The organism is Fischerella sp. (assembly GCF_013388695.1).
Classification (GTDB): Bacteria; Cyanobacteriota; Cyanobacteriia; order Cyanobacteriales; family Nostocaceae; genus PCC9605.
The window spans coordinates 1-10909 of record NZ_JACAEU010000152.1; the positions used below are offsets into that span (position 1 = coordinate 1).

A 10909-nucleotide genomic window follows, 5' to 3' on the forward strand; every position below is an offset into this window, starting at 1 on the left:
ATCTGGGTTATATCGAGGCGAGATACAATAGTGGACATTGCTGAGACACCTTGTTTATTTTTGCTTATATGACAGTCTCAGCCTTTTTTGTGCCTAAATCAACCCGTCGAACTCACGTTAAAAAGGTAAAAGAAAAAATTCTTTCTTTTTACTTTTAGCTTTTAACCCTTCGCTGCGCCCCTTGGGCATGCTTTTGACTTGTTTTTGCCCAATCACCAATCACCAATCACCAATCACCAATATATCTGCGTTTTTGCAAGAAGTTTATGAATTACAGTGATAAATTTTATATTCATAACCATTTACTGCTGGTAAAGATCGAGTTTCAGCAATACAGTTTTTGATTGCTTCTGGTTCAGGTGCATAAAAGTTTACCAGCCATAAGTCAAAAGGACGTGGCAGTAACTTTAAGGTGCTTTGGAGGGCTGTAGTGGAAGTATTGGGATCTTGATCTTGATGAGCCAGAAAGAAGAGGGGGAGAATGGAGGAAGTGGAAGAGAGAGAATTTTGAAGTTTGAATTCTCTAGCTACGCCCATCATTTCGCCAATTTGTACGTGAGTTTTTTGGGTGGTAGCAATCAGGGCTGGTACTTGGGATGTTTTTTGAATAAGTTGTATAAATAGGTCTGGACGGTAGTATTTTTGATAACCCAGATTGCAAACAACAGTAATAGCACTAGCCAATCCCATTACCCAGATAATTGCTACAACCATTTTTCCATTTACTCTCCATGTCCCCTTTCCCCACTCTCTTACTCCCCCCTTCTTCTTGAGGGGCGTGTTCCAACAAATTGCCAGACTTGCTCCCACTAAAACTATGACAGCGGGAAAGTATACAAAGTTATAACGAGCGCCTCGTGTTAAGTCAATACCAAAAAAGTAAGTGAAACAGAAGAATAAAGCGATCGCCGCCAAAATTATACTAACAAACACTTGCGTTATTAAACGAGTTTGTGATTGCACAAACAGTATTTTCAAGCCATGAACCAGAATTGGTATTGCCCAAATAAAGAAAATTATCATCACCAAACCAGAAATAATCACCACCAATAACTGTGGCGATTCAACTGGTAGCAAAGAAATCATCGTAATCCACGCTGCGATCGCTTGGAAAATTGGGCTGATCCAAGCAAGACCGATGCGATCGCCCTGAATCCAATCTGTTAACTTATTGCCATGCGTGTTATGTAAAAATACTGGTAGCCAAATTATACTTGCTATAAAAGTGCCAACAGCGACCGCGTAGATACGTCGCCAAGGAGGGGCATTGGGGATTGGAGATTGGGGATTGGGTATTTTGGGAACTTCTTCTATTGCCCCTTGCCCCTTAATCCTTGTCCCTTTGTTCCCTTGTTTCCATTGTTGCCAAGCCAGAAAAATCAAAACAACGGCTTCAGTGCAGAGAGTAAGCGCGAAGAAGTAATGAGTTGCAATACCTAAAGCATTAATTCCTACCCAAGAAAATACTAACCAAATGGGTAACTGGGTGTGCTTTTGGATGTGGCGTGCGGTAACTACCAGGCAAGCGAAGGAAGCAATTACCCACAAGATAGCTAAAGTATAATGACGGGCTTCTTGTGCCAAAAAGATGCCATAAGGTGAAATTGCCATCATTGCGGCAGCTAGATGGCTCACCAAGCGGGAACGAAAAGCAAGCCAGCTCAAACCATAAATAGCAGGAATAGATACTGCCCCAAAAATAGCAGCAAGCGATCGCGCTCCCCACAAAGAAACCATATCAGCTTGTGTGGGAAACAGTTTGAGCCACAGGTGAGTTAGCGCAAAGTATAGAGGCGGATGATTGCTTTCACTAAATAAATGTGCCAATACGTCTTTAATTGTTGTGGCGGGTTGCAGTTGCAGTGGCTGCAATAAAACATCAATTGTTATAGGTTGATCTAACGGTACTGGCAAAAAACTATTTCCCAGGCTGAACACCAAGGTAGAAAATTCATCTGTCCAAGGGGATTTTGCTGTTAGGTTGGTTAAGCGTAAGCCGATGCCGATGAGCAGCCAAACCAACAGCAAACAAAGGTGAAGCCAACGGGGATATGATGGAGCCGTCATCACATTTAATAGAATTTGGATATCAGACGTTAAATTGTAAATGAAAGTTCAATCCAAATTCTTACCCTCCAAACCCTCGTTATCAGGTTCAACCTAGTAACGACAGAGCCTCTAGCTCTTATAAAGAAGAGTACAAGACTCCCATGCACCGGAGCACACAGCAAAAGATGAAAATCTCTCTTCCCTGTTAAGCGTTCTCTGTTAAGAGTTCCCTATTTTCAAGTTAGACCCTCATGCCTTTTGCACAAGATCATAATCGCAAGTATAAATCAAAGTTAGAAATGACACTTGATTGAAATCAGTGAAAGCTTATAACAGCAGATGAACACGAACGTCAGCTTTACTTAGTCAACCTAGGCTACGGTTACAAACAGTGGTAGGTGGTAGTGCACCTCCAACTGTTATCCTGATTTTTTCGTTTATGCCTTGGTATGTTTATCGATTACCTTGGCAAAGTCTGGCACTGCCTCTTCCACGTGTTGCTTGGCTGAACTGCGTAACTTTTCATACGTTCCTCGCACAATTTGGCGCTTTACGTTCTTGGCCTTTGCATCGGTAACGCTAAGCAGTGCGTCTGCTGTACGAGAGCGACTCTCAACCAGATGCCCAACTGGGTCGCCTTTGTCCACGCCTTCACTCCAAATGGGATCAAGTGCTGTAAAGCACTCTGGCAGGAGCAGATCGACGACATAGGGGATGTATCCTGGCTTGACCCCCTTCAGGGCGGCGAAGGCAGTTTTCAGAGCTATACCGCTTATGCCTGACTTGGAAGCGAGCTGTGCTTCTATCATATTGCAGCAGTCATCCACAACCATAGTTCTTTTGTTCGGGTTCAAGAGTTCGTCGCTAAGTCCCATTTCACTCCTCATTTAGTGTCAAAGTACTTGATTTTTATTCAACTAATTTCCTAGCGAACAGGAAATTACAGAAAATGATACCAGAGCAAAAGGATTTTCATCAAAATCAGTCAAAGTTTATGGGCGATCGCCTAAAGCACGTTCACACGAACAATAGCATTTTGATTCAAGATAATAATGCTTCACAAAAACTTTAACGTTAGTAACGACAGCTTCAACATGACTAATGACAGCTTAAATGTTGGTAACGAAAGTCATGATGCTGATAGAGAAAGTCACGATGTTGGTAACAAAAGTCGTGATGTTGTTTATGAAAGTCGCAATGTTGGTAACAAAAGTTGTGATATTAGTAACGACAGATTCAATTTTAGTGACGACGGCTTGAGCATGGGTAACTTCAACTCAACTTGCAGCGATCGCGATACTAAACTGAGGTAGTAAAGGTAAACTGCACTTTGTTGATCGGCGATCGCCTTTTCTAGTTTGCCTTGAAATTTCAAGCAATCAAGCCGTAGGTCGTTGCTGCGATAAATCCATCAAGTTTGCCAACTTATAAACAATCCGTGCACCGACATTGCCATCCCACTCAGCATCACCAACTTCGCAGACATCGAAACCAATAATTTTTCTACCACTATTTACTAATTCACGAAACAGACAAAAAGTTTGCTCTAATTCCAGTCCACCCGGAACAGGAGTACCTGTATTAGGACATAATTTTGGATCTAGACCATCGACATCAAAGCTAATATGAACGTATTCAGGTAAATGACCGATAATTTCTCGGCACAACTCCATCCAAGTCTTGCCAGAATAGAGTTTTCGTTTAATCATAGGGTCGTAATAAGCAATAATTCGTCTGTGGGAATGGTCAATCATTTGCACTTCATCATGACAAATATCACGCAAGCCTACTTGCACTAACTTGGAAACTTGCGGCAACTTCATTGCATTGAACATGATGGATGCATGAGAAAACTCAAATCCTTCATAAGCATTTCTCAAATCTGCGTGTGCATCAATATGTAAGATGCCAAAATTTGAGTATTTAGTTGCTAATGCTTGGTAATAACCTAGCGGTGAACTGTGATCTCCTCCAACCACAGCGACTCTTTTACCATGATTAATTGCTTCCTGACACTGTTCAAACAACCATTGATTTACTTGTTGACCAGCTTGATTAATTTCTGTCAGTATAGGTGTTAAATCTGGTGTATCTGTTAGCGGTTTACCTTGCTCTAGTCGCTCGATAATTTTTGCTGCTAAGTTACGGTAGTAATTGTTATTCTCCAAAATTTCCTGGGGAATTTCTACCATAAAAATTCCCTGTTTCCATCCATCAGGGTGATCAAAATCGAACAAATCTAGTTGTGTTGAAGCATCCAGAATTTTTTGTGGCCCATTAGCAGTACCCGCACCATAGGAAACGGTGACTTCCCACGGCACACCAAAGACAATCAGGTTTGCAGACTCATAATTGAATGGTAGACCAAAGATATTACCATTTATTTCACCTACACCGCTGGGATTGTAGTCTTGGAGATTAGTCATTATACCTGAAAAAGTAAAACTAAACTAATAACTATGTTACGGGTCGGGTCAAGTGGACTGCCTACATCTCACCGTCACGCTTCAGTACATGGTTATAAATAAATCACATTTTTATAAGCTAAATGCAGTCCCACTTGGTAATCAGTTGAGGAATGGGAGATTATTAACGAGATAACTAGTGTTTTATATAGTGTTAGACTTCTGCATTAAGAGTGGTAGGTAATTGAGAAATGGTTTAGAAATAGCTCTACCTATTGGTGAGGCTCTAGCTGAGCCTTGCGGTTGGCCTGTAAATAATCCAGTTTTTGAATTGTAAGAGCTGAATTCAAGGAACGCAATTTTATCCTCTGCGATCGCAGTGCTGATACCTACAGAAATAGATAATCATCACAGAACTGTGCAAAATTGATAGTGATGAGGGAAGAGGAAGGCATTGTGCGAGGAAAATTGCAAGACCGTTTTCGGAATTTGAGAAGGCAAGTTGCTAAGCCCATCCCACTTGAACAGATGGAAATAGAATTGCTAGCAGAATCAGCATTAGATTTACCATACCTGATTTTAATTGTTGGTTCTTGTGTCATCGCTACCTTTGGCTTACTGTCAAACAGTGCTGCGGTCATCATTGGAGCTATGATTGTTGCACCCTTGATGCTGCCAATTCGAGGGTTAGCCTTTGGTGCTTTGCAAGGAAACATGTTATTGTTCCGCAAAGGAATAATTGCTGTGGGGGCGGGAACAATTATCGCAGTAGCGATCGCCTATACATTGGGAATGTTTGTCAGTCTTCCCAGTTTCGGTAGTGAAGTACTGGCACGTTCAGAACCAACCCTGTTGGATTTAGGGATAGCAGTAGCAGCAGGCGGCATCAGCGGTTACGCCAAGATCGAACCAAAAGTTTCTGGAAGCGTCGCAGGAACAGCAATTGCCGTTGCTCTCATGCCTCCTATTTGCGTAATTGGCTTAGGATTATCACGCGCAAATTTATCGCTAAGTCTAGGAGCAACCCTACTTTACCTCACCAACCTGCTGGGTATAACTCTTTCCTGCATGGTTATATTTTTGTTGGCAGGTTATACATCCATGCGTCGGGCACGCAAACCTCTGATTTGGACTTCTGCTTTTACGTCAATTCTGATAATTCCCTTGGGTGTAAGCTTTTTCCAACTTGTTAGGCAAGTAGAGTTAGAATACAGCGTGCGACAGGCATTGTTGAACAAAACTGTCACTTTTCAAAGATTAGAATTACTCAGAAGTCAAACCAATTGGCTAACCAATCCGCCAGAAGTCCGTCTGAATGTCCGGGCAAAAGAACCTGTAACCCCTTGGCAAGTACAGTTGTTGGAAGAATTTATTGAGCGAGAAATGGGTCAGCCTTTCACCCTCATTTTTGAAGTTGGTCAGGTAGAAGAAGTACGGCGAGAAGACAAGAATATGCCAACGACTATTGACTAATGATCAATGACTATTAACTATTGACTATTGACTATTGATTGTTGACTAACATGCACGCTCTTTCGATTCCTACCTGGATTATTCACGTCTCTAGCGTGATTGAGTGGATTGCCGCGATTTGGTTTATTTGGAAATATGGAGAAGTCACTAGCAACCGTGCTTGGTGGACATTATCTGTAGCGATGTTACCAGCTTTAGTAAGCGCCATGTGTGCCTGTACCTGGCACTATTTTGACAATGCAAAATCACTTGAATGGCTAGTCACCCTACAAGCTGCCATGACTGTAGTTGGTAATTGTACGCTTTGGGCAGCAGCAGTATGGATTTGGCGTTCTACAAAATCTGCTGAGATGGCTAGTGAACTGATTTCCACCCAACCCATCAAATCAAAGTAATAATTACCTTTTGTTTGAATAGGGGCGGGTTAGCTCTTGTCTTCATGTAACAATATTGATAGTTTTGGCATTAAATCCGCCCCTACAACTCCAACTATATTTATTTAAAAGCAATGATTTCAAAAGAAACCCTATTTATCCTGTCACTGTTTCCCTACTTGGGTTTCTTGTGGTTTATTAGCCGAGTCAAGCAAATGCCACGTCTGGCTTTGTATGGATTTTACGGTACTCTCGTGTTTGTCGCTGTCACCATCCCAGCGGGGATTTATGCTCAAGTGCATTACAGTAAGTCTTTGGCAAACGTTGATTGGCTACACGGGAGTGCAGAATTATTTTTGACGCTTTCTAATATCTTGATTGTGCTGGGTTTTCGGCAAGCTGTAATTAAGGGGACTAAGAATTAGTTAGTGGTTAGTAGTTAGTGGTTAGTGGTTGTAGAGACGTGCCATGGCACGTCTGTACATTAGTGGTTAGTGGTAAAAAATGAACAAATAACTACTACCTACTACCTACTAACTACTATCTACTAACTACTACCTACTAACTACTATCTACTAACAAATTTGAGGTTAATTATGGAAGTTATTCCAGCGATAGATTTGCTAGAAGGTCGCTGCGTGCGACTTTATCAAGGGGACTACGATCGCTCCCAAGTTTTCAACGAAAATCCTGTGGATGTTGCCAAAAAGTGGGTAGAACAGGGTGCTACCAGATTGCACCTAGTTGATTTGGATGGGGCGAAAGCAGGTACATTAGTAAACTTAGGTGCAATTGAAGCGATCGCTCAAGCGGTATCGATACCCATTGAAGTTGGTGGGGGGTTACGCACCCAAGCAAGCGTGCAACAGTTGTTTAACTTAGGCGTACAATGGGCAATTTTGGGAACCGTTGCTGTAGAACAGCCACAGCTAGTAGCACAACTGTGCCAGGAATTTCCCGGACAGATTATTATCGGCATAGATGCCCGTAATGGCAAAGTAGCGACTCGCGGCTGGTTGGAAACTTCAGAAGTTCTTGCTACTCAGCTTGCCGCACAAATGCAAGAATTGGGAGCAGCAGCAGTAATCTACACAGACATCCATCGTGACGGTACCCTTACAGGGCCAAATTTAGATGCTTTACGCGAACTAGCCGCCGCAGTGAATATTCCTGTAATTGCCTCTGGTGGGGTTAGTTCTATAACCGATCTGCTGAGTTTACTAGCATTAGAACCCCAAGGCGTTACAGGTGCAATTGTTGGTCGTGCCTTGTATACTGGCGATATTTCTCTTCACGAAGCAATACGGGCCGTTGGTTCCGGACGTATCCAAGATATACCCCCTAATCTCGATTTTTCAGCATTTGCGTGATGATATCTTCCCACACCGTCATCTCTTGAGAATAGACGTGAGCATACGATGACACAATGAAGAATTTTCATCCATGAAAATTAGCTACAAGGCTGAATAGCTAAGCTTTTTCCTAATGCTTAATATTTTTTAACCGACTTATAGTCGGTTATTTTTTTTATTTTCCGGATTCGGAATTTTTGGCGGTGTAGTTCAAGTTGTACAAAGTTAAAAATTACCTAGCTGCTATGACTCGCCGCCGAAAAATTCCTGTCACCAATAAACCTAGAACTGAATCTGGTAGCACCAAATTTAAACAAGCTCAAAACAACCAAGACCAGAACAACTCGAAGCCTGAAACAGCTTGAAGTTTAGAATAAATTGAATGTTCAAGCAAGTAGATTATTTTTCTGATTACTGATTAAGTTTTTCAATTTTCAATTTTTCATTTTTAATTTTGAATTTTAATCTTGATAACGGGTTTCCTCTCTTGTAGAGACGCGGAAAAAGCGTCTCTATTTTCTTATTGATAGAGTTCAGTTTCATCCGAGCTTAACCCAATACAATTCAGATAAGAAAGATTGTCTGATTTACATACCTTGTAGAGACGTGCTATAGCACGTCTCTACACACCAAAATTCTTTATGTTATCAGCCTGGAACTTAAAGACCAGGTAATTGAGACCAACAATTGACCAGTCAGATCATAACTCGCTCACTTATTTTTCACCTGGCTTTTAGCTTGTTCTAAAGCTATTTCTTTGATTGCCTGGTAAGAATTAATATTTGCAGACCCTTCAATAGCTTTAACAGCTAAATCTTGAACTTGTTTAAGAGCAGATTCCAACTGCTTGGAAAGATTTTGAATCCGTGCTTCTTGATTCGTAATAGTCTGTTCTAGAGATTGCAATCTTTGCTCGTAGAAACGCTTTTGCCCTTCTACTTCTTTCGCAAACAAATCTGCTTTTACCTTAGCCTGATAATGAGCTATGCCTTTACCTTCTTCTGTCGCTTTTTTGATAGCGGCTTCTTTTTCTTTAGGGAAAGCTTCTACCTTAGCTTTATACTCTTCAAATTGTTTTTCTCGTTCAGAAATTTCTTTTTCCCGTTCTGTCCATTGTTTCTCAATTTCTTGTCGAAACTCTTCCAATTCTTTGTATAAAGCTTTCTGCTGTTGCTCGTATTCATCCATCTCCAGTTTTCGCTGTAGTTCTAAATTATATTTATACTCTGCTGCGTCACGTTGTCGGGTTTTATTGAGGTTATCATTCCGCTCTTTGATTGTTACCTTATGTTCTTCCTGTTCTTTCAGCCAAGCTTTTCTTTGTTCTTGAATTTCTTGTAATAGATTCTCCGACCGCTGGTTAAACTCTTCCTGATAAGTTTTGGAATTATCTTCGTAAGACTGAATCAGAGTATCTAATGTATCTTCCGAAATTTCTAAATTATGTAATGCTTTTAATTGTTGAACTTCATTTTCTACCGATTGCTGAATCTCTGCTAGCTTAGATGCTTGTGTTGTGAGTTGTTCTGATAATTCATTAGCAGCACTACCAAAGCCTAACTGAATTTTGGCTAGACTTTCAATAGTATAATTCATTTTTTGCTGGATAGTTGATGGCTGATTCATTACTGGTTTGTTTTCTACTTCTAGTTTTGCCGTATTTTTCGATGCAGAGTTACGTTCTTTTACCAATTGGTCAAGTTGAGATTTTAACGCTGCTTTCTCTTGGGCTAGTTCGTTGTAAGCTTGGAGAATTTCTACTTTAGTATTCTTTTCGTTGGGTTTTTTAGATGGCACAACAAACCTCCAAATTTGCTATTCAAAATTTCCAGGTATGGCGTTAGAAACACGCCATAGTGCATCTCTACAAATATTGGCTATTTTTCAGAATTACCAAAAGCTCTCAATGCTAAATCTTGTGCTTGTTTTAAAGTAGTTTGGAGTTGAGAGGAGAGTCCTTCTATTTGCTCAATTTGTTTTTTAATACTTTCTTCCAATGATTGGATTTTTAATTCGTAACTTTGTTTGGTAGCTTCCCACTCTTTCTCAAATAAATCAGCCTCAATTTTTGCCTTTTGGCTAGTCTCTTTAATCGCTTCTTCTCTAGCTTTTTTCACGGCTTCTTCTAATTCGGCAGGGAATGCTGCTACTTTTTGTTGGTATTCTGCAAATAAAGATTGATGATCTGAGAGCGTTTTTTCTCTTTCTGTCCAATTTTTTGCTTTTTCTTGATTAGTTTCTTCTATTTGCCTTTCTTGTTGACGCTTTTTAGCCTCGTAAGCATCTGCGTTAATCTTTTGAGTATTTTCTAATTTATATTGGTATTCTTCTGCTTCTAAATTACGTTCTTTAACTAATAAATCGTTGAATGCTTTGACTGCTTCTTCATGCGTTTCTTGTTCTCTTTGCCACTCTTTGCGTGTTTGTGCTATTTCTTTTTCCAGTGCTTCTCTTTTACTAGCTGTATCTTGTTCTAGAGTTTTGAGTTTTTCTTGGTGTTCTTGAGTTAATATATCCAGTGCATCTGCTACAACTCTAATTTGTTGAAGCTCTTTTAAATTCTGAGTTTCAATTTCTATCGCACGGTTTAGTTCGTCTAATTTGGAGTTTTCTTGGGCTAACTTCTCAGATAATGCATTGACAATGCTGCCAAACTCCAATTGCAAATCAGCTAAACTTTTGACAATACTATCAACGGTGTATGTAGAGGCTACTTCTAAAATTTGTTGATTTTTAGCCTTTTCTGCTTCTTCTTGCTTGGTAGCTATTTTTGATTCTAATTTTTTCCTATCTGCCAATATTTGTTGAAATGCTTGCAAAATTTGTTGTTTGCTGTCTTTGGCTGCAACTGTGCTCATATTCAAACTCCAGTTTGTATGCAATATTTTTCGGTAGCAAGCAATACTAAGACTTACCCTCTGCTGAGTTGAGGGTAGCCTTGAAGATAGTATTTTCAGAGCAGTGTAAATACTGAAATGACAAAAACCTTGTTTTTGAAGTTACGGTTTCTAAGGCTTATGGTACTTTTGTACTAAACAAATATACTCAAGCCGATCTGCTCTTGTCAAGCAAGAATTTGATACTCCTACCCTTGCCATTGACAAATTTGAGCGAAAATCGGCTTTGTAACTCTTAAGAAGGCGTTGCTGAATTTGGTCATGAATTATGTGTGCATACATTTTTGTAGTTCGATGCCAAATCATTGTAGAGACGTAGCAATGCTACGTCTCTACATACCCGTGAATTGTAAATTCAT

At 40.3% G+C, this 10909-nt stretch carries 11 protein-coding genes; 6 read left to right on the top strand and 5 right to left on the bottom strand.

From position 1 onward, the window contains the following. Positions 1-264 precede the first annotated feature (264 nt). Together HXY43_RS20865 and HXY43_RS20870 are read right to left on the bottom strand one after the other, a co-directional pair. Positions 265-2067, bottom strand: coding sequence for a phospholipid carrier-dependent glycosyltransferase (locus HXY43_RS20865; RefSeq protein ID WP_290887121.1), 1803 nt, complete (start codon positions 2065-2067; stop codon positions 265-267). Positions 2068-2486: 419 nt separating this feature from the next. Then, on the bottom strand, positions 2487-2924 hold the full coding sequence (locus HXY43_RS20870; protein ID WP_026732430.1) for a hypothetical protein: 438 nt from the start codon (positions 2922-2924) through the stop codon (positions 2487-2489). A gap of 74 nt (positions 2925-2998) precedes the next feature. Here HXY43_RS20870 and HXY43_RS20875 point away from each other — a divergent pair, with 74 nt between their 5' ends. Then, positions 2999-3121 carry a hypothetical protein gene (locus HXY43_RS20875; RefSeq protein WP_290887124.1) on the top strand — a complete coding sequence of 41 codons (123 nt, stop codon included), beginning with the start codon at positions 2999-3001 and terminating at the stop codon, positions 3119-3121. A gap of 22 nt (positions 3122-3143) precedes the next feature. After that, positions 3144-3362, top strand: a complete 219-nt coding sequence (locus HXY43_RS20880; protein ID WP_290887127.1) for a hypothetical protein — start codon at positions 3144-3146, stop codon at positions 3360-3362. Positions 3363-3428: 66 nt separating this feature from the next. Here HXY43_RS20880 and speB read toward each other — a convergent pair whose 3' ends face one another. Beyond that, a complete protein-coding gene (gene speB, locus HXY43_RS20885; RefSeq protein WP_290887144.1) occupies positions 3429-4478 on the bottom strand; it encodes an agmatinase SpeB in 1050 nt (349 codons plus the stop codon). 411 nt (positions 4479-4889) lie between these two features. Between speB and HXY43_RS20890 the strand changes: the two genes are divergently transcribed. The 4 genes from HXY43_RS20890 to hisA all read left to right on the top strand — a co-directional run bounded on the left by HXY43_RS20890 (position 4890) and on the right by hisA (position 7671). Continuing rightward, positions 4890-5927: a DUF389 domain-containing protein gene (locus tag HXY43_RS20890; RefSeq protein WP_290887130.1), complete on the top strand. Its 1038-nt coding sequence runs from the start codon at positions 4890-4892 to the stop codon at positions 5925-5927. A 50-nt stretch (positions 5928-5977) separates the two neighbouring features. Then, positions 5978-6322 (top strand): DUF2499 domain-containing protein, encoded by a 345-nt coding sequence (locus HXY43_RS20895; RefSeq protein ID WP_290887147.1) that lies wholly within the window; start codon positions 5978-5980, stop codon positions 6320-6322. Between the two features lie 113 nt (positions 6323-6435). Further along, positions 6436-6726 carry a DUF3593 domain-containing protein gene (locus HXY43_RS20900; RefSeq protein WP_290887134.1) on the top strand — a complete coding sequence of 97 codons (291 nt, stop codon included), beginning with the start codon at positions 6436-6438 and terminating at the stop codon, positions 6724-6726. A gap of 171 nt (positions 6727-6897) precedes the next feature. Beyond that, entirely contained in the window at positions 6898-7671 is a 774-nt protein-coding gene (gene hisA, locus HXY43_RS20905) for a 1-(5-phosphoribosyl)-5-[(5-phosphoribosylamino)methylideneamino]imidazole-4-carboxamide isomerase (protein WP_026732436.1), read from the top strand. 693 nt (positions 7672-8364) lie between these two features. Here the strand turns inward: hisA and HXY43_RS20910 are convergent. Next, positions 8365-9450 carry a hypothetical protein gene (locus tag HXY43_RS20910; protein ID WP_290887139.1) on the bottom strand — a complete coding sequence of 362 codons (1086 nt, stop codon included), beginning with the start codon at positions 9448-9450 and terminating at the stop codon, positions 8365-8367. Positions 9451-9530: 80 nt separating this feature from the next. Continuing rightward, the gene (locus HXY43_RS20915; RefSeq protein WP_290887150.1) at positions 9531-10511 is read right to left on the bottom strand and encodes a hypothetical protein; all 981 of its coding nucleotides are present in this window, start codon (positions 10509-10511) and stop codon (positions 9531-9533) included. Positions 10512-10909: the final 398 nt, after the last annotated feature.

Bases quoted from the DNA above. Each gene is read 5' to 3' on its own strand.
- HXY43_RS20865 (WP_290887121.1), bottom strand. From the start codon at position 2,067: ATGACGGCTCCATCATATCCCCGTTGGCTTCACCTTTGTTTGCTGTTG.
- HXY43_RS20870 (WP_026732430.1), bottom strand. From the start codon at position 2,924: ATGGGACTTAGCGACGAACTCTTGAACCCGAACAAAAGAACTATGGTT.
- HXY43_RS20875 (WP_290887124.1), top strand. From the start codon at position 2,999: ATGATACCAGAGCAAAAGGATTTTCATCAAAATCAGTCAAAGTTTATG.
- HXY43_RS20880 (WP_290887127.1), top strand. From the start codon at position 3,144: ATGACTAATGACAGCTTAAATGTTGGTAACGAAAGTCATGATGCTGAT.
- HXY43_RS20890 (WP_290887130.1), top strand. From the start codon at position 4,890: ATGAGGGAAGAGGAAGGCATTGTGCGAGGAAAATTGCAAGACCGTTTT.
- HXY43_RS20895 (WP_290887147.1), top strand. From the start codon at position 5,978: ATGCACGCTCTTTCGATTCCTACCTGGATTATTCACGTCTCTAGCGTG.
- HXY43_RS20900 (WP_290887134.1), top strand. From the start codon at position 6,436: ATGATTTCAAAAGAAACCCTATTTATCCTGTCACTGTTTCCCTACTTG.
- hisA (WP_026732436.1), top strand. From the start codon at position 6,898: ATGGAAGTTATTCCAGCGATAGATTTGCTAGAAGGTCGCTGCGTGCGA.
- HXY43_RS20915 (WP_290887150.1), bottom strand. From the start codon at position 10,511: ATGAGCACAGTTGCAGCCAAAGACAGCAAACAACAAATTTTGCAAGCA.